This window comes from Metabacillus sp. 113a, from assembly GCF_050107635.1.
GTDB lineage: Bacteria > Bacillota > Bacilli > Bacillales > Bacillaceae > Metabacillus_B.
Window position 1 is genome coordinate 409,215 of record NZ_JBNILJ010000001.1, and the last position, 26,397, is coordinate 435,611.

The 26,397-nt window shown below is 44.9% G+C and carries 30 protein-coding genes; 24 read left to right on the forward strand and 6 right to left on the reverse strand.

All coding sequences use genetic code 11. The features are described 5' to 3' along the window. Positions 1-209: 209 nt before the first annotated feature. The gene (gene iadA / locus ACQCVE_RS02140) at positions 210-1,382 is read left to right on the forward strand and encodes a beta-aspartyl-peptidase (protein WP_426844103.1); all 1,173 of its coding nucleotides are present in this window, start codon (positions 210-212) and stop codon (positions 1,380-1,382) included. Between the two features lie 195 nt (positions 1,383-1,577). Here iadA and ACQCVE_RS02145 read toward each other — a convergent pair whose 3' ends face one another. After that, the gene (locus tag ACQCVE_RS02145; RefSeq protein WP_426861421.1) at positions 1,578-1,802 is read right to left on the reverse strand and encodes a hypothetical protein; all 225 of its coding nucleotides are present in this window, start codon (positions 1,800-1,802) and stop codon (positions 1,578-1,580) included. 279 nt (positions 1,803-2,081) lie between these two features. Between ACQCVE_RS02145 and ilvA the strand changes: the two genes are divergently transcribed. The 8 genes from ilvA to ypmT all read left to right on the forward strand — a co-directional run bounded on the left by ilvA (position 2,082) and on the right by ypmT (position 8,039). Continuing rightward, positions 2,082-3,356, forward strand: coding sequence for a threonine ammonia-lyase IlvA (ilvA, locus tag ACQCVE_RS02150; protein ID WP_426844105.1), 1,275 nt, complete (start codon positions 2,082-2,084; stop codon positions 3,354-3,356). A gap of 15 nt (positions 3,357-3,371) precedes the next feature. Further along, on the forward strand, positions 3,372-4,022 hold the full coding sequence (locus tag ACQCVE_RS02155) for an SOS response-associated peptidase (RefSeq protein WP_426844106.1): 651 nt from the start codon (positions 3,372-3,374) through the stop codon (positions 4,020-4,022). A gap of 91 nt (positions 4,023-4,113) precedes the next feature. Then, entirely contained in the window at positions 4,114-4,365 is a 252-nt protein-coding gene (locus tag ACQCVE_RS02160) for a DUF2535 family protein (RefSeq protein ID WP_426844107.1), read from the forward strand. A gap of 109 nt (positions 4,366-4,474) precedes the next feature. Next, positions 4,475-5,317: a DegV family protein gene (locus tag ACQCVE_RS02165; RefSeq protein ID WP_426861423.1), complete on the forward strand. Its 843-nt coding sequence runs from the start codon at positions 4,475-4,477 to the stop codon at positions 5,315-5,317. A 14-nt stretch (positions 5,318-5,331) separates the two neighbouring features. Further along, positions 5,332-5,922 (forward strand): SCO family protein, encoded by a 591-nt coding sequence (locus ACQCVE_RS02170; protein ID WP_426861762.1) that lies wholly within the window; start codon positions 5,332-5,334, stop codon positions 5,920-5,922. A 136-nt stretch (positions 5,923-6,058) separates the two neighbouring features. Continuing rightward, the gene (locus tag ACQCVE_RS02175) at positions 6,059-6,853 is read left to right on the forward strand and encodes an SGNH/GDSL hydrolase family protein (protein WP_426844110.1); all 795 of its coding nucleotides are present in this window, start codon (positions 6,059-6,061) and stop codon (positions 6,851-6,853) included. Between the two features lie 10 nt (positions 6,854-6,863). Beyond that, complete coding sequence (locus tag ACQCVE_RS02180) at positions 6,864-7,442, forward strand: YpmS family protein (RefSeq protein ID WP_426844111.1); 579 nt, start codon at positions 6,864-6,866, stop codon at positions 7,440-7,442. 381 nt (positions 7,443-7,823) lie between these two features. Continuing rightward, positions 7,824-8,039, forward strand: a complete 216-nt coding sequence (gene ypmT, locus ACQCVE_RS02185; RefSeq protein ID WP_426844112.1) for a protein YpmT — start codon at positions 7,824-7,826, stop codon at positions 8,037-8,039. Between the two features lie 259 nt (positions 8,040-8,298). Here the strand turns inward: ypmT and ACQCVE_RS02190 are convergent, their stop codons facing one another. Beyond that, positions 8,299-9,057, reverse strand: coding sequence for a DUF4397 domain-containing protein (locus tag ACQCVE_RS02190; protein WP_426844113.1), 759 nt, complete (start codon positions 9,055-9,057; stop codon positions 8,299-8,301). A 141-nt stretch (positions 9,058-9,198) separates the two neighbouring features. Between ACQCVE_RS02190 and ACQCVE_RS02195 the strand changes: the two genes are divergently transcribed. Then, positions 9,199-10,005: an alpha/beta fold hydrolase gene (locus ACQCVE_RS02195; protein ID WP_426844114.1), complete on the forward strand. Its 807-nt coding sequence runs from the start codon at positions 9,199-9,201 to the stop codon at positions 10,003-10,005. A 99-nt stretch (positions 10,006-10,104) separates the two neighbouring features. Here ACQCVE_RS02195 and ACQCVE_RS02200 read toward each other — a convergent pair whose 3' ends face one another. The 3 genes from ACQCVE_RS02200 to ACQCVE_RS02210 all read right to left on the reverse strand — a co-directional run bounded on the left by ACQCVE_RS02200 (position 10,105) and on the right by ACQCVE_RS02210 (position 12,606). Further along, positions 10,105-10,362: a DNA alkylation repair protein gene (locus ACQCVE_RS02200; protein WP_426844115.1), complete on the reverse strand. Its 258-nt coding sequence runs from the start codon at positions 10,360-10,362 to the stop codon at positions 10,105-10,107. Positions 10,363-10,531: 169 nt separating this feature from the next. Then, complete coding sequence (locus ACQCVE_RS02205) at positions 10,532-12,133, reverse strand: MDR family MFS transporter (RefSeq protein WP_426844116.1); 1,602 nt, start codon at positions 12,131-12,133, stop codon at positions 10,532-10,534. A 23-nt stretch (positions 12,134-12,156) separates the two neighbouring features. Next, the gene (locus ACQCVE_RS02210; protein WP_426844117.1) at positions 12,157-12,606 is read right to left on the reverse strand and encodes a MarR family winged helix-turn-helix transcriptional regulator; all 450 of its coding nucleotides are present in this window, start codon (positions 12,604-12,606) and stop codon (positions 12,157-12,159) included. 202 nt (positions 12,607-12,808) lie between these two features. On the opposite strand from ACQCVE_RS02210, the gene msrA reads away from it, so the two are divergent. The 14 genes from msrA to ACQCVE_RS02280 all read left to right on the forward strand — a co-directional run bounded on the left by msrA (position 12,809) and on the right by ACQCVE_RS02280 (position 26,143). After that, positions 12,809-13,765, forward strand: a complete 957-nt coding sequence (gene msrA, locus ACQCVE_RS02215) for a peptide-methionine (S)-S-oxide reductase MsrA (protein WP_426861425.1) — start codon at positions 12,809-12,811, stop codon at positions 13,763-13,765. 515 nt (positions 13,766-14,280) lie between these two features. After that, positions 14,281-14,400, forward strand: coding sequence for a YjcZ family sporulation protein (locus ACQCVE_RS02220; protein ID WP_426844119.1), 120 nt, complete (start codon positions 14,281-14,283; stop codon positions 14,398-14,400). Between the two features lie 230 nt (positions 14,401-14,630). After that, the gene (locus ACQCVE_RS02225; protein ID WP_426861427.1) at positions 14,631-16,094 is read left to right on the forward strand and encodes an NAD(P)/FAD-dependent oxidoreductase; all 1,464 of its coding nucleotides are present in this window, start codon (positions 14,631-14,633) and stop codon (positions 16,092-16,094) included. A gap of 365 nt (positions 16,095-16,459) precedes the next feature. Next, positions 16,460-17,803, forward strand: coding sequence for an aspartate aminotransferase family protein (locus ACQCVE_RS02230; RefSeq protein ID WP_426861429.1), 1,344 nt, complete (start codon positions 16,460-16,462; stop codon positions 17,801-17,803). Position 17,804: 1 nt separating this feature from the next. Beyond that, on the forward strand, positions 17,805-18,506 hold the full coding sequence (locus tag ACQCVE_RS02235) for a CoA transferase subunit A (protein ID WP_426844122.1): 702 nt from the start codon (positions 17,805-17,807) through the stop codon (positions 18,504-18,506). Next, positions 18,479-19,138 carry a 3-oxoacid CoA-transferase subunit B gene (locus tag ACQCVE_RS02240; RefSeq protein ID WP_426844123.1) on the forward strand — a complete coding sequence of 220 codons (660 nt, stop codon included), beginning with the start codon at positions 18,479-18,481 and terminating at the stop codon, positions 19,136-19,138. Before ACQCVE_RS02235 ends, ACQCVE_RS02240 begins: the two co-directional genes overlap by 28 nt. A gap of 4 nt (positions 19,139-19,142) precedes the next feature. Continuing rightward, complete coding sequence (locus ACQCVE_RS02245) at positions 19,143-20,423, forward strand: peptidase (protein WP_426844124.1); 1,281 nt, start codon at positions 19,143-19,145, stop codon at positions 20,421-20,423. After that, complete coding sequence (gene gabT, locus ACQCVE_RS02250) at positions 20,420-21,757, forward strand: 4-aminobutyrate--2-oxoglutarate transaminase (RefSeq protein ID WP_426844125.1); 1,338 nt, start codon at positions 20,420-20,422, stop codon at positions 21,755-21,757. Before ACQCVE_RS02245 ends, gabT begins: the two co-directional genes overlap by 4 nt. 112 nt (positions 21,758-21,869) lie before the next feature. Then, the gene (locus ACQCVE_RS02255) at positions 21,870-22,349 is read left to right on the forward strand and encodes a Ger(x)C family spore germination C-terminal domain-containing protein (RefSeq protein ID WP_426844126.1); all 480 of its coding nucleotides are present in this window, start codon (positions 21,870-21,872) and stop codon (positions 22,347-22,349) included. 36 nt (positions 22,350-22,385) lie between these two features. Further along, entirely contained in the window at positions 22,386-23,219 is an 834-nt protein-coding gene (ablB, locus tag ACQCVE_RS02260) for a putative beta-lysine N-acetyltransferase (RefSeq protein ID WP_426844127.1), read from the forward strand. 53 nt (positions 23,220-23,272) lie between these two features. Then, positions 23,273-24,688, forward strand: coding sequence for a lysine 2,3-aminomutase (gene ablA, locus ACQCVE_RS02265; protein WP_426844128.1), 1,416 nt, complete (start codon positions 23,273-23,275; stop codon positions 24,686-24,688). After that, positions 24,675-24,953 carry a YokU family protein gene (locus tag ACQCVE_RS02270; RefSeq protein WP_426844256.1) on the forward strand — a complete coding sequence of 93 codons (279 nt, stop codon included), beginning with the start codon at positions 24,675-24,677 and terminating at the stop codon, positions 24,951-24,953. Before ablA ends, ACQCVE_RS02270 begins: the two co-directional genes overlap by 14 nt. A gap of 77 nt (positions 24,954-25,030) precedes the next feature. Next, positions 25,031-25,258, forward strand: coding sequence for a YozE family protein (locus tag ACQCVE_RS02275; protein ID WP_426844129.1), 228 nt, complete (start codon positions 25,031-25,033; stop codon positions 25,256-25,258). A gap of 201 nt (positions 25,259-25,459) precedes the next feature. Next, positions 25,460-26,143, forward strand: a complete 684-nt coding sequence (locus tag ACQCVE_RS02280) for a hypothetical protein (RefSeq protein ID WP_426844130.1) — start codon at positions 25,460-25,462, stop codon at positions 26,141-26,143. A 3-nt stretch (positions 26,144-26,146) separates the two neighbouring features. Here ACQCVE_RS02280 and ACQCVE_RS02285 read toward each other — a convergent pair whose 3' ends face one another. Further along, positions 26,147-26,284 carry a hypothetical protein gene (locus tag ACQCVE_RS02285; protein ID WP_426844131.1) on the reverse strand — a complete coding sequence of 46 codons (138 nt, stop codon included), beginning with the start codon at positions 26,282-26,284 and terminating at the stop codon, positions 26,147-26,149. Positions 26,285-26,397: the final 113 nt, after the last annotated feature.

A 26,397-nucleotide genomic window follows, 5' to 3' on the forward strand; every position in this document is an offset into this window, starting at 1 on the left:
GCACTCCTATCCATATGTACACTTGCATTATAACACCCAATTGGAACTAAATACACCCAATAAAGATAATTCGCTGAAATGGCTGGTTAATTAGAAGAAAAAAATGGGGGGATGACCAAGTTTTTAAAGGATGACAAAAGAAGGAAGTTATCTTTAGCTTGTGGCATGATTTTTGCTCCTTAATTAACAAACAGTAAGGAGGGATCATCATGATTACCCTAATTAAAAACGGAGAGGTCTATGCACCGGAGTATCTTGGGAAAAAAGATATTTTAGCCGGAGGTGGCAAGATCCTCTGTATGGCAGATGATGCTGAGTCTTTTCCTTCATCTTACATAACTGAAAGCATCGATGCTGAAGGACAGCTTGTCTTTCCGGGATTTATCGATTCGCATGTTCATATTATGGGCGGAGGAGGCGAGGGAGGGTTTAAAACCCGGACTCCTGAGCTCGCCTTAAGCTCAAGCATTGCGGCAGGGGTAACGACCATCGTCGGTGTGATTGGAACAGATGGAGTAACGCGGACGATGAGTTCGCTTCTTGCAAAAGCCAGGGCTCTTGAGGAGGAAGGCATCACCTGCTATGTCCATACGGGGAGCTATCAGATTCCGGTTAAAACACTTACGGGGAAAATTGAAGACGACCTCATACTAATTGATAAAATTATCGGGTGCGGGGAGATTGCGATAAGTGATCACCGATCGTCTCAGCCAACGTGGGAGGAACTTGCTAAAATAGCATCTGCTGCAAGGATCGGGGGGATGCTCGCCGGTAAGGCCGGTATCGTCAACATCCATGTTGGAGATGGGAAAGGGAAACTGGATCTGCTGCTGAAAATTTGCAGGGAAACGGATATCCCGATTAAGACATTTCATCCTACTCACATAAACCGGAACCAGGAATTGTTCCGGTCCGGCATTGATTACGCCAAAAGAGGCGGGTATGTGGACTTCACAACCAGTACGGTACAGCGGTTTCTGGATCAGGGTGAAATGAAATGCAGCAGAGGGCTGAAAATTATGCTGGACGAAAACGTGCCCATTGAACAGATTACTTTTACATCAGATGCCCAGGCGAGTCTCCCGGATTTTAATAAAGAGGGGGAATTGATTGGACTTCAAATCGGAGATATCTCCACGCTCTACCAGGAAGTCAGAGCCGCAATCCTGGAGGAGGGAATACCGGCTGAGCAGGCTCTGCGGGTCATAACCTCCAATCCTGCAGCGATCCTTAAGCTTCCTCATAAAGGAAGGGTTAAAGAAGGTCTTGATGCTGATCTCGTAATAGCCGACAAGGCTACCCTGAAGATTACCGGAGTGCTCTCTAAGGGACGGGTGATGATGAGGGTGGGAGCCATAGCTGTGAAGGGAACGTTTGAATAATTGCTTGATGGAATGAAAAGAGAAGGTGGGTTGAAATCGGCAGGAACCTGGCCATCATCCGCTGCAGCTTACGTAAAACTTGTCATGGCTGAGTAGGTTCTGCCATTAAGACTGCACGCAAGTAATCCACAAAGAAGACTGTTAAAAAGATGCCGGAAACTCAGGCATCTTTTTTCAACTGCATCCCGTAACGCTCTATATGGATGGATCCTCAAGTTGGTGCATCACACTTTTTAGCTGATCGGGCTGTTCAAAATCATCTGCTTTCCAATGCTCTTCAATCCAGGCAATCATTTCTTCCTTTGTATTAAAACCTTTGCCGCTCGTATCGGCATTCCGGACCATGTAACGGTTCAGGTCGCTGTCAGCTTCAATCAGACATGGGATAGCGCTTGATTTGCTTTTTAGCAAGTATTCCATTTACGCTCCTCCTTATTTTATTATTCTGTATTGTTCTGCATGTATCTGTGCCTTGCTCCGCCAGGAGAGAATTCACGAAAGTGCCCCGAAACCTTAGAAAGGTTAGCGCGGCTTGATGGACAGTGGTTGGAAGCGGACGGATAAAATAAAACGTAACAGTAAACAATTTTCCCGATTTTGATGGGAATCAACCGCGAATTGTCTAAAACGACTTTTAATTTAGAATATTCGTGATATAATGGCAAATTAAATAGAGTAAATAAGGAAAGGAATTTTGCCATGAAGCCTTTAACTGCCCCCAGCAAACGATCAGCGGTTCATGTGGAATCGATTCTTAAGGCCCATCATCTTTTAAAGGATGTAGTCATTCATACTCCCCTTCAGTATAACAGGCAGCTCTCGGAGCATTATCAGTGCAATGTATACTTGAAAAGAGAAGACCTTCAGCTCGTACGATCCTTTAAAATCAGAGGAGCTTATAATAAAATCAAATCTCTCAGCACGGAAGAATTAGTAAATGGAATCGTCTGCGCAAGTGCGGGCAATCATGCTCAGGGGGTGGCGTACTCATGTGAAGCACTTGGCATTAAAGGGAAAATTTTTATGCCGAGCACGACGCCAAGACAAAAGGTGAATCAGGTTGAAAAATTCGCAAAAGGAAGCGCTGAAATTATTTTGTGCGGAGATACGTTTGATGATTCCTATCACGAAGCAGTAAAATGCTGTAAGGAAGAAGGCCGGTCGTTTATACATCCCTTTGATGATGAAGAGGTGATTGCAGGCCAGGGAACAGTTGCGGTTGAAATTTTAAATGATAGTGATGTTCCTGTGGATTTTGTTTTCGCAAGCTTCGGCGGTGGCGGACTCATTTCCGGTATTGGTACATATTTTCAGGCAGTTTCTCCGAAAACGAAAATTATGGCGGTGGAGCCTGAAGGAGCAGCTTCATTTACTCAGGCTAAAGCAGCGGGTGAAGTCGTGACACTAAAGGAGATCAGCAAATTCATCGATGGAGCCGCCGTAAAGAGAGTCGGAGAGAAAACGTTTGACATTGCGAGCACATGCTGCCACGACACCGTTTTAGTTCCCGATGGAAAAGTATGCAGTTCTATACTCGGGCTGTATAATGACAACGCCATCGTTGCGGAACCTGCCGGAGCCCTGCCAATAGCAGCGCTCGATTTTTGCCGGGATCAGATTAAAGGAAAAAATGTGGTTTGTGTCGTAAGCGGAGGGAATAATGATATTGGAAGAATGCAGGAAATTAAAGAAAAATCGATGATCTATGAAGGGCTGCAGCATTATTTCATTGTGAACTTTCCACAGCGTGCAGGGGCTTTAAGAGAATTTCTTCACGATGTTCTGGGCCCGAATGATGACATCAACCGGTTTGAGTACACAAAAAAGAATAACAAAGAGAACGGTCCGGCCCTTGTGGGAATCGAACTTAAGGATAAAAAGGATTACCCTGCTCTTATTTCAAAAATGGATGTGAAAGGATTTCAGTACACAGAAGTGATTAAAGATGAACAGCTGTTTAATTTATTGATCTGACTGGGGGCCTTGCGGATGTGCGGCAGATTTACACAAACATTTGACGAAACCATTTTTGATTATTTCCCAGTTTCCAACCACTCGGAACTTGCTATTCAAGCCACTTTTAATGCTGCACCTTCCCAGGCTGTTCTGGCCGTGGCAGGAAAAGAGGGTCAATATAAAGCGGGGCAATTACACTGGGGGCTCGTCCCGTTTTGGTCTAAGTCTAAAAAAGGAACGGGCATCATAAATGCCCGTGCTGAAACTGTGGCGGAAAAGCCGAGCTTCAGGCACCTGATCGGGAGTAAAAGATGTCTGATTTTAGCAGACAGTTTTTATGAATGGGAAAGAACAGATAAAGGGAAGGTGCCTTTCCGGTTTATGCTGCAATCGGAGCAGCCTTTTGCCTTCGCTGGCCTTTGGGACAGGTGGCAGGCTAATGGGAAGGAACTAATTACATGCACCATCATAACGACTGAGGCAAATCAGCTGGTAAGGGAGGTGCATGACAGGATGCCGGTGATGCTGGATGCTTCTGCAGCATACCACTGGCTCGATGATGCGCCGGATGAAGCCCTTGGCAGATTGCTTCCTTATGATTCTGAAAAAATGATGAAATACGAGGTCACGGCTAAAGTGAATTCTCCTGCTTATAACGAAGCGGAATGCACGCAACCGGTCTGAAAAATTTTTGGCAGCCAAGCACATTATGACAGACTTCGATAGGGAAATGAAGTATAATAAAGGAAACGGGTGAAAAAGAGGATTGATATTTTTGCTATTCAAAAGCCTAGAGTTCAAACGGATGGATGGACAGAAGGTAAAGGTTATTGAGATTCCGGTAATGGGAAAGGATCAAAGATATGCATTTCTCATTCAGGCCAGACTGCAGGCATACTTAACACGGCTATATGCAGAGCCTGAACCGAAAAGCGTCTATTCATTCCGGGAATATCTCAAAAAAGTGTTAAAATGGCCGGATTATGAAGCAATCTTTCAATCTGAAATTCTTCAGAACAATGCTTAGAGAGATCCTCGCGGGTCTCTCTTTTCTCTGTTAATTTGCTTATTTTTATTGAAACCATTTGCACAATCTGTATAATACTTCTTAATGAGAGAGATAGGGAAGTGACATTGTGAAGAAAATTGTAATTGTAACAGATTCAACGACAGACCTTGATCAAAGCTTAATTGATAAACATCATATAGAAGTGATTCCATTGACTATTCATATTGATGGAGAGACCTACACGGACGGAGTAGATATTACGCCCGAAATCTTTATGAAAAAGATGGCAAAGTCTTCAGAGCTGCCTAAAAGCTCCCAGCCTGCAGTAGGAAAGTTTGTTGAGACCTATCAGGGACTTTTGCAAAAAGCAGATCAGATTATCTCCATCCATTTAACTTCAGGAATGAGCGGGACATTTCAGACAGCAGAGAGTGCGGCAGAAATGGCAGGGGGAGATATAACCGTTATTGATTCTCAATTTATCTCCAAAGCCCTTGGTTTTCAGGTGCTGGAGGCTGCAAAAATGGCTGAAAATGGATTTTCAAAAGAAGAAATACTGAACCGTATTCAACAAATAAAGGAAGTAACAAAGCTTTTTGTCACGGTAGACACGCTTGACAACCTTGTTAAAGGCGGCAGGATCGGCAGAGGAAAAGCGATGATCGGGTCCTTGCTTAACATTAAGCCAATCGCAAGCCTTCAGGACGGCGTTTATACACCAGTTGCAAAAGTCCGCAGCCATTCACAAATCGTGAAATATCTGGCTAAGCAGTTTGCAGACGATGTTAAAGGCAAAACGGCCAAAGCAATTGGAATTGCGCATGCGGATGCATCCGAATTGGCCCATAATCTAAAAGATGCCTTGCTTCAAGTGCGCCCGGACCTGCCGATTGATATTTCCTTTACGACACCTGTCGTTTCCACTCACACGGGACCTGGTGCCATTGGTTTTATGTATTACACAGAATAAACTTAGTGAGAAGGATGTGGGTTCCTCTGAACAAAGCTGGTGTCATATGGATTGCCGTCCTCGTCGTCCTTATATCAGGCTGCGCCCGGGCATCCTCCGGGTATTCATCGATTTCCTCCGTTGAGGATTTTGAGTATACCGACCAGGAAGGCCGTCCTTTTGGACTGGAAGAGTTAAAGGGAAGCGTCTGGATCGCTGATTTTATCTTTACTAGCTGTGAGACCGTATGTCCTCCAATGACCGCCCATATGAAAAAATTCCAAGATATGGCGGATGAGGAGAAAATACCTGTTGAAATTGTATCGTTCAGCGTTGATCCGGAAGTTGATTCGCCATCCCGGTTGAAAGAATTTGGACAGAAATCTGGAACATCCTTTCAAAATTGGCATTTCCTTACCGGTTATTCGCAAGAGGAAATTGAAGATTTCTCTTTAAAGAGCTTTAAGGCTCTTGTAAAAAAGCCCGAAAACGAAGATCAGGTGATTCACGGCACCTCCTTTTATCTCATCGATAAAGAAGGAGAGGTTGTAAAAACCTACAGCGGTATCGAAAAAACCCCCTACAAAGAAATATTGGATGATGCAAAGAGGCTGCAGCAGCAATAATCACTGCATGCCTCTTTTTGTTAGACACAGTGTTAGCTTTAGTGCCTCATTTATTTCGAGCAAAACTATTGAAAAACAAAGGGTTCTATCGTTATGCTTATAACATAAACTACGTGTAAAAAGAGGAGGGACTCAAATGAAAATGAAAAAATATTTGATTTTGTTTGCTGCATGTCTGGTCCCTCTAGCAGGGTGCAATCAATTTTCTTTTCAGACCGAAGAGCCCGCCGCTAAGAAAGCGACGGTCAAAAGGGCTGAAAAACCGTTGAAAGAAGTGCAGCAAGGTGACATTACCATTACAGGAGTCGGGGATTCCCTTACAGCGGGAATAGGCGACGACACTAGAAACGGCGGTTATGTTGGAGTCGTAAAAAACAAATTAATGAATTTGAGATCAACAAAGAATGTGGCGGTCAACAATTATGCGGTCCATGGAAACCTGACCACAGATTTGCTTATAAAATTAGATAGTCCAGAAGTGCAGGAGTCGATCAAAAAATCGGATATTATTCTTCTTACTATCGGCGGAAACGACATCATGAAGGTTCTTAAGGAAAATATATTTGATTTAACGCTCGAGCCATTTAAGGAAGAACAAAGCGCATATGAAGAGCGTATGTCCGAGATTCTGGAGACAATCCGAACCCTTAATCCTGACGCGAAAATTATCTATTCAGGATTGTATAATCCATTTAAATTCGCGCTTCCCGAACTTTCTGAGATCGATCTCGTCGTGGCTGACTGGAACAAAGCTGCCAGATCGCTGCTCGAAGAAGACGAAAATGCAGTATATGTTCCAGTATCGGATATTTATCAAAGAGAAAACGAAAACCTCCTATATGATGATGCGTTTCATCCGAATAAAGAGGGGTATTCATTAATCGGAGAAAGAGTATTTGATGCCATTGTTGAAAGAGATAATCCCGCTTAGGAGGTTACGTATGAGGAAGTGGAAATGGGCATTTCTTATTCTGCTGGTCCTGAATGCTGCAGCTATCGCTATAGCTGCCAGTTTGATTCTCTCCCCTGGCGACAGGCAGACAGCCCCCACACAGAAAGATATAAAGGAAGGAAAAGCGGTTCAGCTGAATGTAGGAATTAAAAAAGAGCAGCTGAATGTCCTGATCGACCATTATTTAAAGGAAGAATTAAATGCTGATCAGTATAATTACAAAGTATATTTGGATGACAAAGTATATTTTACAGGCTCGATAAAAGCATTCGGCAAAACGATCGATGCGAAAATGACGTTTCAGCCTCTGATAAAAAAAGATGGGAATGTAAGACTGGTGGTGGAGGATCTGTCAATCGGCCAGCTTAATATACCTGTATCAGCCGTTTTAAATTACATCAATACTTCTTATAAGCTTCCGGAATTCGTACAAATTGATGAAGGAAATCACTCGATTGATGTCGATTTGACCGAAATTGAATTAAGCAGCAATTATCGGGCCAGAGCAGATCAGTTTGATTTGAAAAACGATGTCATACGCTTCGACCTGTTTGTTCCTTTAAACTAGAGTGGGATTGGCTGCAGCTGAATTCTGAAATTTTATCATGCCTGATTATCCATGAAAAATCAGGTATACGGGTTGACGAAATAAGTCCATTGCCTGATAATATTTATCTAAGATGTAAATTTTCTATGAAGAAATTTACAAAATATTAATATTTACTATGATCATGATGAAGCACATTTTTGATTTTAAGCACGCAACATTGCAGCAGATGCCTGGGAACTCCTGCGGAAGCGGCGGGATATGTGCGGCGCCGTTAGGCTAAACCGTTATTTGATTAACGAATGCCGCAGCCATAGTCAGCGGCTAACATAAACAGAACGGGATCATACATGCAAAGAAGGCTCCCTTTGCAGATAAAGTAAATCAGGATGGAGGATATGCATGGATCAGAGAAAATACATACTGGGCAGCGTAATCTTTCTATTGGCTGGATTGTATTTCGCAGGTATAGCGGGGATTCAGTTCATGGATGAAAAAGTGGAAGAAAATATGGACATTGTCTTTACTAATATTGCATACAGTGCTTTGTTTTTTTGTATAACGGTCTATCTTCTGCATTTGAAAGATGAAAAAACAAATCGAACCAACGGAAAATGAGAAGGCGACTGCAGCCTTCTCATTTTTTATGTTCAGGAAAAAGCAGGAATAGAAGCGTTATGCGGCCAGCAGGAAGATGATGAATAGAGAAATGCTCAATTTTTTCGTGAAACGCATGGCAGCTCCTCCTTTTAAGTAAGAATAGAATGGAAGATTTCTTCTTCTATCTTAGTAAAAATCAGAGCATGAATGGATGACTTAACCTAATTATTAGATAAACTTTACAAAATTAACCCGGGATTTACATTCGCTCTTTCTCTTACCCCTTTACAAGCAGGGCTTCCAGCGGAGGATTGCCGTTTGCGAATCCAAGTGCAAAGATCGTATAGGCTGTATCAGCTTTAAACTGTACTTTCGGCACGTCGAGTGCCACTGTATCTGTTCCGGCAATTCTCACCTCAAGATCGACTTTGCCTGCAGGGACACTCTGATACTTAGTTGAAGTCATAAAGGAGACATTTGGAAATAAAACATCTCCATTTTTAACAGCAACATCGACAGCTGGCGCATCAGGTGATAAATGAACGAATTTAACCTTTGTTTCGCCAGCTGAAACAAACGGCCGGTCTACGATTGGGAATAGTTTTAATTTTGCCAATGGACCGGTAGCAGCAAGTGTGTAAGTAATGCCGGGCATAAGAAGGATGTTTTCAGAAAGAACAGCAGAAGTTTGATTGCCTGCAGGAAAAATATCGATCCGGTACTGTCCTCCCGGTACCTGCATATAATCGCTGATTTGCCTGTAAGAGACATTCGAAAGCACCAGCCTGCGATTAACATATACATCTACTGCCGGTGCGTCAGGTGAAGCGTGAAGAACACGGATCATGGTCATTCCCGGACTGATGCCTGAAGGATTCTGACTTTGTCCGCCGGCTCTTGACTGCAGTGCATTCTGCAAGGCTTGGAGATGCTTTTGATAATACATGATGTACAGCCTGGGATTGCGGTATTTGTAATAGCATGCGTACATGTCATAGACCATTGCCTGCCACAAGCTGTTTTGATCATTCGCCAATAGTAAACACCCCATTCTTATAATCTGGACAAACATAACATTATTATGTTAACAAAGACGAGAAATACTTCTCTATTCACTTATATGATGTTTGATCAGATTTCATTAAGGAAAAAAATAGATAGGAAGAGGAGGATGATTATGAAACGATATGAATTGACAAAACAGAACCATACCATCACATATATTGATGAAGGAGTAGGGGATCCGGTTATTTTCATCCACGGCTTTTGCGGAAGTGCCGATTATTGGAAATATATCATTCCTGAACTGTCTGAAAAACATCGTGTGTTAGCCATCAACCTCAGGGGACATGGGGGCTCCAGCACTCTCAAGGAGAGCTATGGAGTGGAAGAAATGGCGGATGACATCAAACTTGTAATGGACGACTTATCCATACAGGAAGCTTCCGTCTTCGGCCACTCTCTTGGAGGCTATACTGCACTGGCTTTTGCAGAAAAATATCCTGAACGTCTATCATCCTTCGGTCTGATCCACTCTACGGGATTTGCAGATGATGATGAAGGGAAGAAAGCCAGGGAAGCCGGAATGAAAAAAATTGAAGCGGAAGGGGTCAGGCCTTTTATAGACCAGCTTGTTCCTAAACTATTTGCAGAGGAACACCGGACAGGAGAAGAAGCGGACTTTGCCAGACGGATAGGATATCAAACTCCGGTTACAGGTGCCATTGGCTCTCTTGAAGCCATGAAAAAACGCCCTGACCGCCGGATGGTCCTGGAAACTTCAAGTGTACCCGTATTGCTTGTAGCTGGAGATAAGGACGGGGTCGTCCCTCCGGAAAAAACGTTTACGGCAAAAGGCCCTCACATATACCAGTCTCTGCTGAAAGGGGCAGGTCATATGGGAATGCTTGAGTCAGCGGACCAAATGGTGTATGTATTAAAAGATTTTCTTGAAAATTTCGTTCACCCTAAACCGAAAGAATAAAGGGCTGTATAAAATGTCCAGCGGAAAACCCCCGGCAGCACGTCAAACCGGGGGTTATCTGTATAAAAGGGGAGATAACGTTAAAACGGTGTACGTCCCCTACTGGTATTTTCCCGGATGGCTTTGAGCGAACTTGACAAAGGATACCTCATCCTCAATCAGTCCGCATGATCCGCATTGCACGCGTCTCTCAGTCCCTTTGTAGGGAAGATGGAAAGGATCAAGGGAGGATGAATTGTATTCTTCCATGATTTCACCAGTCTGAGGATTTAATTTTACCGCTTGGGGATGCTGCTCTAAAATGTGATACCGGGAACGGTTTGTCTTGCAATTCGGGCATAAATAAGGTGAAGACAAAGTAACACCTCCAGCTTGGGATATTTTTAGCTTCTCTCCTGCTGAAACTTTTATACCCCTTTATCCGAAGTCAGCCATCCGGACCATGGACAGGCCGGTCAAACTGAAACAGTATCATAACCTGAATGGAAAAATGCCCCCGACTCTATTTTGCGGGGGCATAGCTATATTAATTATTGGAAGCGGCACTCTCTTGTTTTTGCTGTTCATCTTCTTCCTGAATCGCTTCGTCTTTATTGCTTGTTCGCAATGGGATCTGCTTGAGGAATAAAGTGAGGACAAATCCCAGGGCAATGACTGCCGAGCAGATAAGGAAAACAATAGACAATCCTGACTCAAGGGAGTCCCGGACCATTTCAACCGTTTTTGTAATCACGTCCCGAAAATCTGCAGGAACAGAATTCATTATTTGATCTACCTTAGCCTGATCCATTAAAGCCTGGGGATTCATAAGACCTTGTAGCTTTTCGGCTGGAAATCCGGCCGGAACATCAGGCTTGTCCGCATGATGCATGCTGTTGTTCAGAACAAGTCCCATAATGGCTACACCCACGGTTCCGCCGGTTTGTCTGAACAGCTGGGATGATGCGGTTGCCACCCCGAGGTATTGATGACCGACTGCATTTTGAACCGTCAGCGTGAAAATTGGGAAGCTCATTCCAAGCCCCGCTCCTACTATGACATTATTCACGACAGCAAGTAGGACCGGCGTGTTTTCATTCATAAGCGACAGGGAGAGCATGCCGCCTGCCATAACCGCAAGGCCCGCCAGCGCAAACACCTTGTATCTTCCTGTTTTTGTAATGAGTGCTCCTGTGATGCTGCTTGCAGCAACCATAGAGAGGGTCATGGGCATCATAATCAGGCCGGAAGCTGCTGCGGATACCCCCATTACTCCCTGAATGAAAAACGGCACATACATAACAGCGCCAAACATTCCCACTCCTAAAATGAATCCGACCAGGTTTGAAAGAGTAAAAATGTTGTTGCGGAAAAGCTCCAATGGGAGCACGGGACTTTTTGATTTTTTTTCTGCAAAAATAAAAAGCACCAAGGATAATAATGTCAAAGCAAATAAGCCGAGAATCTGTATAGAACCCCAATCATATGTTGTTCCAGCCCACGTGAAAGCAAGAAGAAGGGGAACGATTACCGCTGTAAGTAAAATAGAACCTAGATAGTCCACAGATTCTGTCTGTTTCTTATCCGCACTGGGAAACAAGGCAAGAATGCATATAAAAGCAAGAATTCCGAATGGGAGGAAAACCCAGAAAACCCACTGCCAGTTTGCGTTATCTACAATCCAGCCTCCCAAAGTAGGACCGAATACACTGGCAAGCCCGAACACCGAACTTAACAGTCCCTGCCAGCGGCCGCGTTCCCTCGGTGAAAAAAGATCGCCGACTGCAGTAAAGGATGTAGACATGATCATCCCGCCTCCAAAGCCTTGTATCCCTCGGAAAATAACGAGCTGAATCATAGTCTCAGAAAAACCGGCCATAAGCGAACCCGCCATAAACACACCGATCCCAATCAAAATAAATGGTTTTCTTCCATAAATATCAGATAGCTTTCCGACAAGAACGGCCGTGATGCTTGAAGTCAGCATAAAGATTGTGAAAACCCAGCTGTAATACTCAAAACCTCCAAGTTCAGCCACGATTTTTGGCAAAGCCGTGCCGACAATCGTTTGGTTAAGTGCAGCAAAAAGCATCGCTGCCATAATGGCAATCATAATCGTAACTTTCTTGCGCTGATCTAGATGTTCCATTCTTTACCTCCTCTAGGATAACGTTAGCTGCCATTTCCGGTTTTATTTCCATCCGGCAAATCCAATTTTTTAAATAAAAAAACAAGCGTTTCTAATTCTTTTTCCTCGAGACTTTCAAAGCGGTCAAACAAGTAGTCCGTCTTCTTTTTTTCGAGCTCCAGCCACGTCTTTTCCCCTTTGCTTGTTAAAGTGAGCTTTATGATGCGGCGGTCTGTCTCATCCCGGGAGCGGACAACCAGTTCTTTCTCAACTAGTGAATCAGACATTGAGCTTATATGACTTGCGGATACATCCAATTTCTTTGATAAATCGGATGCTTTTAAAGGGCCACAGCAATGGAGATCCCGCAGGATAAAAAATTCGTTGCGGGATATTTCTTTCTCGAGTATCGTGTTGATGCCATTGCGCAGCTGCCTGAAAACCTTGCGGAGGAGCCCTTCCATTTCATATAGAAGTTCTTCATTATGCTTCAAATAAGATCCCTGCTTTCTTGCATTTAATGATGGGAATTGATCAAAAGGATCAATAAAAAAAATACTTAAGTAACTGAACTATTAATTAGATTAAGTATTTTAGGAGCTGTTGTCAATGGAAATGACTCAAAAAGCAACTTTCTTTAAGTTCCCCCTGCAGGTGGTATAATAGAAATATGAATTTAAAGCGAGGTGTCCGATTATGAAACAGACAGAATTAGCGACATTTGCAGGAGGCTGCTTTTGGTGCATGGTGCAGCCTTTTGATGAAATGCCCGGGATAGAGAGCGTGGTTTCAGGATATACAGGAGGCACCATTGAGAATCCGACCTATGAGCAGGTTTGTTCCAATCAAACGGGCCACTATGAGGCAGTTCAGATTACATTTCAGCCTGATGTTTTTCCGTATAAAAAGCTTCTTGAGCTGTTTTGGCAGCAAATTGATCCAACGGACACCGGCGGCCAGTTTTTTGACCGCGGAGAGTCCTACAAAACGGCCATTTTCTATCATAGTGAGGAACAGCGGCAGCTTGCGGACCAATCTAAGGAAGCATTGGCTGCAAGCGGGCGTTTTAGCAAACCAATCGTAACAGAGATCAAACCCGCAGCTCCGTTTTACCGTGCTGAAGAATACCATCAGGATTACTACAAAAAGAATTCCGCCCATTATAACCGGTATAAAACAGGTTCCGGAAGAGCGAAATTCATTGAAGACCATTGGAAAAACGAGGACAGCAACATGTCAAAAAACATTGAATCGCTCACTCCAATCCAGTTCGAAGTGACTCAGAATAACGGAACCGAGCCTCCATTCCGGAATGAATACTGGGATAACAAGGAAGAGGGCATCTATGTTGATATTGTCTCCGGGAAACCGCTATTCAGCTCTGCTGACCAATATGATGCAGGCTGCGGCTGGCCCAGCTTTACGAAACCGATTGATGAGCAGGAAGTAGACGAGAAAATGGATTATACCCACGGCATGATCCGTACAGAGGTAAGAAGCAAAACAGCTGATTCCCATTTGGGGCACGTATTTAATGATGGGCCCGGACCCAGCGGCCTTAGATATTGCATTAATTCAGCTGCTTTAAAATTTGTTCCAAAGCGAGAACTGGAAAAAAACGGGTATGAACGATACAAAGTCCTCTTTGAGTAATGTTAGTGATTAATGCCGATCTTACTCGCAAAATTATGTGATTAAAAATTGTTTTTTTGAAGCAATAGGCCATTTGCATTCCCCGCTGGAGGCATTTTGAATAAGGGGCTCTGTACTATGTCCTGCTGAAAGGAAATATTGGAATATAATCCCCCGGCTGCTCGGAATGCAGATCGGGGGTTTTTTAAACTATGGCTTAGGAGGCAGCGACAGATGCTTGACTCCAAGCTAAGAGCAGCGCGGCAGGTGGACCCCGCAGCCGCGAGGACACTCTCAGCCCGCCGAAAAATAAGCACTCGCAAGCTTGCTGAAATCAGCATCCGAGTTTTACGGAGCTGAATGTTAGGCAGCGGAAATGGGAAGACCGGCAGATAAAGCCGTCCCTGCTATGTTTCGGCTGATCGCCATATTGCGAGCCGGAAAAAACTGAAAATAAAATAGGCATTCGCACAAACGAAACAACCTGGGGGCGGCATAGGCTATCATTGACTCAAAACAAATGGAGGGATTACCTTATGTATTGCTACCCTGGATATGGCCACGGGCAAGGACATGGTTACGGAAGCAGCTTTGTATTGATTGTTGTGTTATTCATCCTGCTTATTATCGTTGGTGCAGCCTACATCGGTTACTAATCTGGAAAAGAGCCTTTATGGCTCTTTTTTTTTGCCGGATGGAAATGAAGAGTGGGTTAAGCCCTCACTGTACTTTGTGAACGAGGACAGCAAGAATAATAAGCTGCATTAAAACACGAACATTAACGCAATCAAAATAATATATAGTTCGTTTAAATGGTTGACGGAAGCGGTTTACTTTGATATATTTACCAAGGATGTTAGAAAACCATTAATCGGAGGGATTTTCCTTGAACCGTATATATGATGTGATTATTGTGGGAGCCGGACCGGCTGGCATATTTGCTTCCTATGAACTGAACCATCTGCTTCCTGATGCTAAAATACTGCTGATCGATAAAGGTCACGACATTTACCGGAGAAATTGTCCGATTCTTCAGAGAAAAATTGAGAAGTGTCCGCCTCCTGCCGGGAAAAAAGATTTTTCCGGCTGTCTGCCTGCGTGCTCCATAACCAATGGCTTTGGGGGTGCCGGTGCTTACTCGGACGGTAAATTTAATATTACGAGTGAATTTGGAGGCTGGATGACCGACTATCTTCCGGAAAGCACGGTTCTCGACCTCATCAATTACGTTGATCATATTAATTTACATCACGGAGCCACTGATACAATTACCGATCCGCTGACAGATCAGGTCAAAAACATTGAAAAGAGAGCCTATGCGGCAGGATTGAAGCTGTTACGGGCACAGGTCCGCCATTTGGGTACAGAGCAAAACCTTGAAATTTTGAAAAGCATTTATGAGTATTTAAGCGGGAAGATTGATATGCAATTCAAGACAGAGGTCCAGGATTTGATCACCGTTAAAGAAGAAGGGAATCATGCAGCGAAGGGAATCCTGCTAAAAAGCGGTGAAGAGATATTTGCGGATAAAGTGATCGTTACTCCGGGAAGGGACGGCTCTACCTGGCTTGGAGGAATTCTGAAAAAACGGCGTTTACAAATGATCAGCAATCAAGTGGATATTGGAGTCCGTGTAGAAACGTCAAATGTTGTCATGCAGGAAATCAATGAACACCTCTATGAAGGGAAATTCATCTTTAATACTTCCGTTGGGACAAGAGTCAGAACTTTCTGCAGCAACCCATCCGGCCACGTAGTGGTGGAAAACCATTCAGGGACGATGCTTGCAAACGGCCATGCGTATAAAGATCCAGTGCTTGGCAGCGCCAATACGAATTTCGCCCTGCTTGTATCGCACAAATTTTCTGACCCGTTTGACCAGCCGAATGAATATGCCCATGAAGTATCCAAGCTTGCGAATAGCTTATCCAGCGGGGGGCTGATCGTTCAAAAGTACGGAGATATTTTAAAAGGCAGGCGATCTACAGCTAACCGGATAAAAGAAGGGTTTCTTGAACCGACCTTAAAAGAAGCTGTCCCGGGGGACCTTGGATTAGCGCTGCCTTATAATACAATGAAAAGCTTAATTGAAATGACTGAGGCACTTGATAAAGTTACGCCGGGACTGGCGTCCGAGCATACGCTTTTTTATGGAGTTGAAGCTAAATTTTACTCTGCCCGTCCAAAACTGAATGACCGTTTTGAAACGGAAATCGGCGGTTTGTATGTAGGAGGAGACGGTGCAGGAATAACGAGAGGACTTGCTCAGGCTGGCGCCTGCGGTGTCTGGATTGCCCGAGACATAGCCAGTAAGGTTAAATTGCCGGATAAAGAAGAGGTTTTTGCTTAAGAAGCGGATTCCGCTTCTTTTTTTTGGTTAACTATCAAACCTTATCAGACTTAATGCTGCCTAATCCTCCCCGCTTTGGGCGATTAAGCTGGATTTTTGTATGCACAGGCTAAAATAAAGGACGCAGCATCGGAGCGGGAATTTTAACTTGGCACGCATATTCAGCGTGAAAACTGAATGATTTGGATTGAACAGGCCAGGCGAATCGTTTAAATAAGGATGTAGTAAACAGAGAAGAGGACCGTCTAATTGTTCTTCATATCCCTGTACTTATTCCGTTTATCCTTCTATTCGCCTGATATAAAACGGTCCTCTCCCACATACGTTATAAAGAGTGATGGATTGGCTGGCAGGGGGGATGAGGGATGGAGAAGAGCTTTCTGATTAAACCTCTTTTAGGTGAAGCGCTTCCTGAAATTTCGTTCGGCAGGGGCGTCTATTTATATGGCTCAGATGGCAAAGAATATTTGGATGCTTCTTCGGGAGCCATTACATGCAGCATTGGACATGGGATCCGGGAAATAGCAGAGGCAATGAGTGAACAGGCAAAGAAGGTCTCATTTGTGTACAGGTCCCAATTTACAAGCAAGGCGGCGGAAGGCCTAGCTTTAAAGCTAGCCAGACTGCTCCCAGGTGATCTGAATTGGAGTTTTTTTGTCAACAGCGGTTCAGAGGCTGCTGAAACTGCTGTAAAAATGGCTATTCAGTATTGGCAGGAAAAAGGGAGACCATCAAAGACTATGGTTTTGTCACGGAGAAGGAGCTACCACGGAATTACGATGGGGGCGCTCGCATGGTCCGGTTACCCAGAGCGGCGGGAAAGATTCGGCTATCACCTTGTATCTAACCCGGATATTTCTGCCCCCTATTGCATGAGGTGCCCTTATGGAATGACTTACCCTGCCTGCAATCTAAAATGTGCCGAGGATCTGGAACAATCCATTAATAGAATGGGAGAAAACAATATTGCGGCATTTATAGCCGAGCCGGTAGTGGGGGCTGCGGGGGCTTGTATAACCCCTCCAGATGGATACTATGAAAAGATCCGTGAAATATGTGACCGCCATGAGGTGTTATGGATTGCAGATGAAGTGATGACAGGTATGGGTAGAACTGGAAAGGTGCTGGCTTCTGAGCACTGGAACTGCCTGCCTGATATTGTTGTTCTTGGGAAGGGTCTGGGAGCGGGATATAGCCCGATTGCAGCAGCTGTAGCGGCAGATCATGTGATAGAAGCGTTTGAACAAGGCAGCAGAGTAATTATGAGCGGGCACACGTATAGTGGAAATCCTCAGTCTGCAGCTGCTGCTCTGGCAGTCATAGAATACATGGAAAAGCATCAAATCATAGTAAACTCTGCTAAACAGGGAACCATTCTTCTGCAAAAGCTGAAGGCCATTCAAAAAGAGCTGCCATTCATTGGCGACATAAGGGGAAAGGGATTGCTGATCGGTGTCGAGCTGGTCAGGGATCAGGAGAAGCGGACCCCTTTTTCCAAAATAAAAAAAGCCGGAGCCAAGTTCATCGAATTGTCCTTTAAAAACGGTTTAATCCTTTATCCTGCAAGTGCAGGCATTGAAGGGGGCGACGGGGATGCCGTTATCATCGCACCGCCGCTTACAATTACAGAGCAGGAATTAGCCGATCTCATACGGCGGTTTAATAAAGCATGTGCACACTTTATAGAATGGCAAAGCGAGGGGTGCTGAGTTGGAGAATTACAGCAAAATCAGAACCATTGACGAAGCAATCAGGACGGTTCGGAACGGGACAACATTAATGATTGGAGGGTTTGGCGGAGTCGGATCCCCGCCTTCGCTAATAGACGCTGTATTGGAGAAAGGGGTCAAAGATCTTCATATCATCTGCAATGACGCAGGGTTCCCTGATATTGGGGCGGGGAGGCTAATCACAGCCGGCAGAGCAAGGAAGCTGACCGCCTCGCATATCGGTTCAAATCCAATCGCTGGAAAGCTTATGACAGAGGGGAAGCTGGAAGTGGAATTTTCCCCGCAGGGAACACTCGCGGAGAGGATCAGAGCGGGGGGGATGGGAATGGGAGGGGTTTTAACGGATATCGGCTTGGATATTGATTATGTCAGAAATGGGAAACAGCTGATAGAAAGCAACGGCAAACAATATCTGCTTGAGACAGCTATTCGAGCTGAAACGGCCATCCTCTACTGCAGCAGAGCGGATGATTGGGGAAATCTCACGTACTGCAAAAGTGCACGCAATATGAATCCTCTTATGGCAATGGCTGCAGATGTAACCGTTGCGGAAGCGGAAGATGTGCTGGAAGCCGGGGGAATGAATGAAGAGGTCATTGCAACACCGGGTATTTTTATACAAGCTGTTGTAAAAAGCAAGGGAGTGGGCTGGAAATGGTCATGGGAACGGAAGCCAAGCTGAAAATTGCAAAGCGCGCAGCCCTGGAAGTAAAAAAAGGAATGGTTTTGAATCTCGGCATTGGGATACCATCTCTCGTCCCAAATTTCCTGCCAGCAGGTTTTCCTGTCATGATTCAGGCGGAAAATGGAATTCTTGGAATTGGACCTGAGCCTCCCCGGGGAAAGGAAGAATGGGAACTGTGCAATGCGGCCGGCTTTCCTGTGACAGCTGTAAAAGGAGCGTCGTATTTTGACTCTGCCACCGCTTTCGGGATGATCAGAAACGGTTCCGTCGATTTGACAATCCTTGGATCACTGCAGGTGAGTGAAAGAGGAGATCTGGCAAATTGGATTGTGCCGGGCCGAACGATACCGGGTATGGGAGGGGCTATGGAACTGGCTCAAAAAGTCAGAAAAGTCATTGTCGTTATGAGTCACACAGATAAGGACGGCCGGCCGAAACTCGTAAGAAATTGTACCCTGCCTCTGACCGCTAAAAAGTGTGTCAGCCGGATTATTACGGATATGGCGGTTATTGACGTCACCGAATCCGGACTCCTGCTAAAGGAAATATTGGAACCTTATACATTAGAAGAGGTGACAAAAGATACGGAAGCACCGTTATGTATCTCAAAAGAATTGAAGAGAGGATGATTGCATGGATCAAGAACAGGCGGCGGTATGCCAGTGGCTGGACCATAATGAACACCGGGCAGTTAAGCTGCTCCAGAAATTAGTGGAACAGCGCAGCATTCAGGGAAACGAAGCTTCTTCACAGGCGATTGTTCTCGAGAAATGCAGGCAAATCGGTTTAAGCATCGATATTTGGGAGCCGGGGGGGAAGAGACTGAGGTCTCACAGGCATTTTTACTCGACCCGCTCAAATTTCAAAGACAGCCCGAATATTGCTGCGGTGCTCAAAGGGAGCGGCGGAGGGAAGTCCCTTATATTTAACGGGCATATTGATGTGGTGCCTGAGGGGGAGAGAGGTCAGTGGGTTAGAGAACCCTATTTGCCAAAGCTTGAAAATGGGAACGTTTACGGGAGAGGCACTTCCGATATGAAAGGCGGAAATGTTTCCATGCTGATGGCGATTGAAGCCATTGTCCGGAGCGGAGCTGAACTGAGGGGAGACATTATCTTCCAAAGTGTCATTGAAGAAGAAAGCGGCGGAGCGGGAACGCTCGATGCAGTTTTGAGGGGCTACCATGCTGACGCAGCTATTATACCAGAGCCGACTAGAATGAAAATCTTTACAAAGCAGCAGGGATCCATGTGGTTTAAACTTAAAGTGCGCGGCAAATCGGCACACGGAGGGACGAGGTATGAAGGGGTTTCAGCGATAGAAAAGTCGATGATTGTCATTCAGCACCTGAGGCAGCTGGAAAAAATCAGAAATGATAGAATTTCTGACCCCCTTTACTCCTCTGCACCAATCCCGGTACCAATCAATATAGGGAAAATCTCAGGCGGTAATTGGCCATCCTCGGTGCCGGATCAGGTTTTATTAGAAGGCCGATGCGGTATTGCACCCCACGAACAGCCGGAGGAGGTTCAAAAAGAAATGGAAGAATACCTAGAGAGGCTGGCAGAGCTGGACTCCTGGTTCGCTGATTATCCTGCCGAACTCGAGTGGTTCGGAGCGAGATGGCTGCCTAACGAGCTTGATGTAGAACATCCTCTTGTAGAAAACCTCGTCTCCGTTTACAGAACGGTCACGGGGGAAGACCCCATAATAGAAGCCTCCCCATGGGGGACAGACGCTGGAATGCTTGCTGCTGCAGGGAACGTTCCGTCCATTGTGTTCGGCCCAGGAATTACAGAGACGGCCCATCATCCGAACGAATACATCCCTGTCCATAATGTCATACAGGCTGCCAAAGTAATGGCTCTTTTTGCATTAATGTGGTGCCGGACCGCAAAGGAGGAATCTGCTTGACTAAATACATTTCCATTAACCAGCCGCTTGCTGGATTGAAAACACAAAAGCTGCTGGAGCGCAGGAACAAACACATTCCAAGAGGTCCATTCCATGTTATGAATAAATTTATCAGCCATGCAAAGGGGGCCCGGGTCACCGATATCGAAGGGAATACGTACCTGGATTTTGCGGGGGGCATTGGAACGCTGAACGCGGGCCATTGCCCTGATCCTGTAGTCCGGGCATTAAAAGAGCAGCTGGACCTTTTTATCCATCCCAGCTTTCATGTGATGCAATATGAATCGTACATTGAACTCGCAGAAAAATTAAATAGGCTGACCCCGGGAAACCATCCGAAAAAAACCTTTTTTTTAAACAGCGGCGCAGAAGCGGTTGAAAATGCAGTGAAAATTGCCAGGAAAGCAACAGGTAGACGGGCGGTCGTATCGTTCGAAAGAGGATTCCATGGCAGGACTTATATGGCGATGAGTTTGACAAGCAAGGTAAAGCCTTATAAAAATGGATTCGGCCCTTTTTTGCCGGACGTTTATAAACTCCCGTTTCCCTATTATTTTCATAACAGGGGCAGGAGCAGAGAAGAGACCGACAATCAGGCGCTCAAACAGCTTGAAACCTTCTTTCTGACAGAGGTGCCGCCGGAAGAAATCGCAGCTTTTATCCTTGAGCCCATTCAAGGAGAAGGCGGCTTTGTCATCCCGTCTCCATCGTTCGTGCAATCCATTAAAAAGACGTGTGAGACCTATGGAATCCTGTTTATCGCAGATGAAGTGCAGACCGGCTTTGGCAGGACAGGTAAGTGGTTCGGGATTGAGCATTTTGGAGTGATTCCTGATCTGATCACGATGTCAAAGTCGATTGCAGCCGGCCTTCCTATAAGTGCGGTAACCGGAAAAGCAGAAATTATGGATGCTCCTGAAGTTGGAGAAATCGGAGGAACATATGGGGGAAGTCCTCTTGGATGCAGGGCCGCAATAGAGGTGATCGAGATGATTGAATCCAACAGCCTGCTCCAGCGTTCAGAGGAAATCGGCCGGATGATTGAAACCTATTATAAAAAATGGGTGGCAGATCTTCCTTTTGTCGGGGAAGGACGAAGGCTTGGAGCAATGGCGGCCATCGAAATTACCGGGCCCGGCAGCATGGACGCTCCTGACAGATCCCTGACGGCACACTTGCTGAACAGGATCCAGGAGCGCGGTGTGATTTTGATGAGCGCCGGTATATATGGAAACGTCATCCGGTTTTTAAGCCCGCTCATAATTTCAGATGAAGAACTGAGAGAGGGTTTGGATGCAATAAGTGAAGTGTTTTATGAAAAGCAATCGTTTTAAGCCATCCTCAAAAGGGGTGGTTTTCTTGTTCGGTGGCACGGTAGGATACATAATTTAGGTTCGCAAGTAAAATAATGGATAGGTAAGAAGGGGGCTGGGAATTGACCTGTCGGTGCCTTGCGGCCAGGATGGAAAACAGGAATATGCAGATATCCGGATCTTGAATTCTAAAACGAAGAAAGAAACAGAATACAAAAAAGGGGAAGGGCTGCTAAAGGTAAGCGTGGAAGGAGAGGCAAGAATTCAAAGTCTTCAATGTTTATATGAGCTGGATAATTCGGACCACTACAATAAAATTGAGAAAATGGTAAATAAGGCGGTTGAAGCAGAAGTAAAAGAAGCAGTGGCTTTCGTACAAAAGAAATACAAAACGGATATTTTTGGGTTTGGAGACCAGCTTTATCAGACAAATCCCGAAACTTTCAGCAAGATTAAGAAAGAATGGCAGGACATCTTTTCTAATAGCAAAGTTGAAGTGGTATCCTCTTATAAGCTCAGAAGGTCCGGTATAAAAAATGACAGCTTTAAAAGGGATCTTCCGGATGGAAGGCAAAATAATTCTCCCGTCATAAAAGACAATGCTGAACTGTAAAATGTATAGAACCATTTTAAACTGGGGGAAATCCACTTGAAAGCAACTGTTTCTGCTGGAACAAAAGGGAATGCGGATGTGTTTATTGATGGATTCAATAAACGGTGCAGGGTTGATGATTATACTGGGAACTTCGATGTATTGTATGAAGAGCTAGTAAAAGACGAAAGGCTTACCTGTGCCGAAAAATTAATTTGGAAAGTAAAAAGTGCTGACTGTCAGGCAGCATTTTCTAAAGGGATGGTGCCTGAGGGAATGGCAGGAGTCTTTTTCAGAGGAGAGCCTTGCTGGTTTTTTGCGAAGTACTTCACGGAACCGCGAAAACATTCGGAAGGCTGGCTGAAGGAAGACCGGCTGCTTGAGGGGGTTTATTTGAAGAACAAAGGGAATCCGCGTCTACTGGCTGAAACAGGTTTAAGACGTGCAGGAAGTCAGGACGCGGAAAAGCTGGCGCGATTTTATAAGGAAGTATTTCCGATTTACCCAGTTCCTATCGACGAACCTGACTATATAAAAAAATCGATTGAGGGAAGTACTGTTTTTATGATGATTGAATTAGACGGCATCATTGCTAGTGCCGCCTCTGCTGAAATTGATGAGCAGCATAAGAATGCAGAAATTACCGATTGTGCAACACTGGCTCCATTCAGAAAACAGGGACACCTCCTGGCACTGATCCATGCCTTGGAAAATCTTCTTGCAGCCCGGGGGATTTTTTCTGCTTACTCGCTTGCCCGCGCCCGTTCGTTCGGTATGAACCAATCCCTTTACCAATGCGGCTATCGGTACGGCGGAAGGCTGATAAACAATTGTTATATTTCTGAGGATCTGGAAAATATGAATCTATGGTGGAAGGATTTATCCATTTAGCTGGAGTGCATATCTTGCGGGTAAAGCCTTGAATAGCAAGAGGGGGAATAAGAATGGCCCAGCAGCTGTATGTGCCGGACCGGCACTGGAAGGACATAAGCTTATGGAAAGACGTGCCCGATGAAAAATGGAACGATTGGCTCTGGCAGCTGACGCATACGATCCGAACAGCAGACGACCTGAAAAAAGTCATCCGCCTTACTCCGGAAGAAGAGGAGGGTGTCAGAATCTCAGCTAAGACCATCCCTTTGAATATAACCCCTTATTATGCCTGGCTCATGAACCGGGATGACCCAAAATGCCCAATCAGGATGCAGTCGGTGCCCATAGGAAGGGAATTATATAAAACAAAGTACGATCTTGAGGATCCTCTTCATGAGGATGAAGATTCGCCTGTTCCCGGGCTGACCCACAGATATCCGGACCGGGTGCTGTTTTTAGTAACGAATCAATGCTCAATGTATTGCCGGTACTGTACGAGGAGGAGGTTTTCAGGGCAAATTGGCATGGGAGTTCCGAAAAAGCAGCTGGATGATGCGATTGCTTATGTTGCATCCACACCGGAAGTGCGGGATGTGCTCATTTCCGGGGGGGACGGATTGTTAATCAATGACAGCATCCTTGAATACATTTTAAAAAACCTGCGGGCCATCTCCCATGTTGAAATCATCCGGATTGGAACAAGAGCACCAGTTGTTTTTCCTCAGCGGATCACCGAAAATCTCTGCAGCATTTTGAAAAAATACCATCCGGTCTGGCTGAACACCCACTTTAATACCTCTATTGAAATTACTGCTGAATCCAAAAAAGCTTGTGAAATGCTTGCAGATGCAGGGGTTCCGGTCGGTAATCAGGCGGTCATTCTCGCGGGAATCAATGACAGCGTCTCCATCATGAAAAAGCTGATGCATGATCTCGTAATGATCCGCGTCCGCCCTTACTACATTTACCAATGCGATCTTTCTGAAGGAATCGGTCATTTTAGAGCACCTGTATCAAAGGGTCTTGAAATAATTGAAGGACTTAGAGGTCATACGAGCGGGTATGCCGTGCCGGCTTTTGTCGTAGATGCACCAGGTGGAGGAGGTAAAATTACGCTTCAGCCCAATTATCTTATTTCCCAAAGCCCTTCCAAGACGGTGCTCCGCAATTTTGAAGGGGTGATCACATCCTATCCGGAGCCTGAAAATTATGTAGCGGGTACGGCAGATGCCTATTTTGAATCAATCTATGGGGATATGGATGGGAAAAAATCGCTTACAGGAATTGCGGGTATCAATGAAGATGTCCGTCTGACCCTCGTACCGTCAGAATTAAAGAGGCTGGAAAGACGAAACCAATACAGCAGCAATCCATCCCATCAGACTTTGAAAGATAAGCGGGAAAAACGGGATGTGCTGAAAGAAAAGAAATATCAGTCTCAGCAGCAAAAAGACAGAGCAAAAAGCGGGGAAGCTGATGACGTGTGAATGGTGCAGTTCAGAAAAAACGAGGCCTGCAGAGACAGCAGTGTACTGGGAGCTTCCGGATGGAACAAGGGCCATTGAAATCACATCGGCTCCTTCAATCGAGTGCTTATCCTGTTTTATGGTCTATCAGGAGGAAGAGATTAGTAAGAAAATAGAAAACCAGCTGTATTTGATTAAAACCTCTAATATCGGGGATACCATCCGCTATGATCAGCTGATGGCTGAACCAAGAATATTGAAAAAAAACTATTTTGATTTTTCGTAACAGGAACAGAAGGTTTGACTCTCTCTCTGAACAGGCTATAATAAAATCCAATCAGCCTAATCAGCGGGGGAATTGCCATGAAGTCATTCTATCATTATCTGATGAAATACAGACATCCAAAACCGAAGGATGAGATCAGCCGCTTTGCCAATTACGCGTATAATGACCACAGTTTTCCGAAATCATCAAACGCCTATCATGAGATATCGGATTACCTGGAGCTTAGTGCAGACTATTTAACATCAATGGCCGTTTTTGATGAAGCATGGGAGCTTTATCAAGCAGAAACAGTGACCAATCGATAGCGAAAGACCGCGGCCTTTGCGGTCTTTTTTTGCTGGCTGAAACCGGGCGGATTGCTTAATGGTTCCGGCTGTTGGAAATGCTGGTTAATTTCGGAACCGGATGCTGAAAGTAAACGCTCATTGCATGTGTGAAGGCCCATGCGAATAGGAAACCTCCGCATATACTATCTTAACTTTTCAGAGTGCGGGAGTGAGCATGAAATGGCCTCTAAATATCCAAAGTTTAAGATGGGAGAAGTCGTTGTAATCGTTCTGTACGGAACGGTGGGTACCGTTACGAATGTATATAAGCTAAACCAGTCCTTTCTTTACGAGGTCAATCACGGGGATGTCCTGTTTTATGAAAGCGCCCTCTCATTTTATAAAGAGTATGAAGGCAAGATATTTGAAATTGAACGGATTGAAGTTGAATACCAGTTTGCAATCGGTGACCTTGTGCAAGTGAAAGGGTATGGAAGCGACTTGTTTAAAATTGTCGGGTTGAGGACGGAAATTTGGAGATACATGGAAGACGGATGGGAAGACATGGTTTATGAACTGATGAGAGTCGCTGACGGGGAATGGCTTGAAGCAGCGGAAGAGGAATTGCTGCTGGTCATGAGCAATAACGAAACAGAAAAATCTCTTCATCAGATTATGCTGATGCTCAATAAAGAAGGGGCAGAAGAAGGTGCAAGGGAAGAGACTTCCGGTACAGCACTGACCGGAGTCTCCTATTCCCTTGAAAAACCGGAAAAGGAGCGTGAACCTGGGCAGCTCATCAATGATCTTCTTGATATATATAACGACTACCGTGAGCTCTATATCCGATTTGGGGATGATGAATACAATGAAATGATGCAGATGGTGCTTGCAAGTCTAAAAAGATTCGGCACAAATGAATAGCCTCTATATCAGCCACATAACCATGTTCCATAATATATAAGGCAGACAGCCAAGCGCGGCAAGCCAGAATAGCCGCTTCGAGCCGGTAAGCAGCAGCTCATCAAATTTTGGGCTGTCGAACCATTTTAAGATATCGTTCATTCCTGATCCCCCTGTAAGCTTGTCCTTTGAGAAGAAGATATGCAGGCGCTTCAATGTATATGCCATAAATCTTGTATACATAAGCCGGCTCCTTTTTTCATAAAAAGTAATAA

Excerpts from the sequence above, each read along its gene's own strand:
- iadA (WP_426844103.1), top strand. The coding sequence starts at position 210 with ATGATTACCCTAATTAAAAACGGAGAGGTCTATGCACCGGAGTATCTT.
- ACQCVE_RS02145 (WP_426861421.1), bottom strand. The coding sequence starts at position 1,802 with ATGGAATACTTGCTAAAAAGCAAATCAAGCGCTATCCCATGTCTGATT.
- ilvA (WP_426844105.1), top strand. The coding sequence starts at position 2,082 with ATGAAGCCTTTAACTGCCCCCAGCAAACGATCAGCGGTTCATGTGGAA.
- ACQCVE_RS02155 (WP_426844106.1), top strand. The coding sequence starts at position 3,372 with ATGTGCGGCAGATTTACACAAACATTTGACGAAACCATTTTTGATTAT.
- ACQCVE_RS02170 (WP_426861762.1), top strand. The coding sequence starts at position 5,332 with ATGTGGGTTCCTCTGAACAAAGCTGGTGTCATATGGATTGCCGTCCTC.
- ACQCVE_RS02175 (WP_426844110.1), top strand. The coding sequence starts at position 6,059 with ATGAAAATGAAAAAATATTTGATTTTGTTTGCTGCATGTCTGGTCCCT.
- ACQCVE_RS02180 (WP_426844111.1), top strand. The coding sequence starts at position 6,864 with ATGAGGAAGTGGAAATGGGCATTTCTTATTCTGCTGGTCCTGAATGCT.
- ypmT (WP_426844112.1), top strand. The coding sequence starts at position 7,824 with ATGGATCAGAGAAAATACATACTGGGCAGCGTAATCTTTCTATTGGCT.
- ACQCVE_RS02195 (WP_426844114.1), top strand. The coding sequence starts at position 9,199 with ATGAAACGATATGAATTGACAAAACAGAACCATACCATCACATATATT.
- ACQCVE_RS02205 (WP_426844116.1), bottom strand. The coding sequence starts at position 12,133 with ATGGAACATCTAGATCAGCGCAAGAAAGTTACGATTATGATTGCCATT.
- msrA (WP_426861425.1), top strand. The coding sequence starts at position 12,809 with ATGAAACAGACAGAATTAGCGACATTTGCAGGAGGCTGCTTTTGGTGC.
- ACQCVE_RS02220 (WP_426844119.1), top strand. The coding sequence starts at position 14,281 with ATGTATTGCTACCCTGGATATGGCCACGGGCAAGGACATGGTTACGGA.
- ACQCVE_RS02230 (WP_426861429.1), top strand. The coding sequence starts at position 16,460 with ATGGAGAAGAGCTTTCTGATTAAACCTCTTTTAGGTGAAGCGCTTCCT.
- ACQCVE_RS02240 (WP_426844123.1), top strand. The coding sequence starts at position 18,479 with ATGGTCATGGGAACGGAAGCCAAGCTGAAAATTGCAAAGCGCGCAGCC.
- ACQCVE_RS02245 (WP_426844124.1), top strand. The coding sequence starts at position 19,143 with ATGGATCAAGAACAGGCGGCGGTATGCCAGTGGCTGGACCATAATGAA.
- ablA (WP_426844128.1), top strand. The coding sequence starts at position 23,273 with ATGGCCCAGCAGCTGTATGTGCCGGACCGGCACTGGAAGGACATAAGC.
- ACQCVE_RS02275 (WP_426844129.1), top strand. The coding sequence starts at position 25,031 with ATGAAGTCATTCTATCATTATCTGATGAAATACAGACATCCAAAACCG.
- ACQCVE_RS02280 (WP_426844130.1), top strand. The coding sequence starts at position 25,460 with ATGGCCTCTAAATATCCAAAGTTTAAGATGGGAGAAGTCGTTGTAATC.
- ACQCVE_RS02285 (WP_426844131.1), bottom strand. The coding sequence starts at position 26,284 with ATGAACGATATCTTAAAATGGTTCGACAGCCCAAAATTTGATGAGCTG.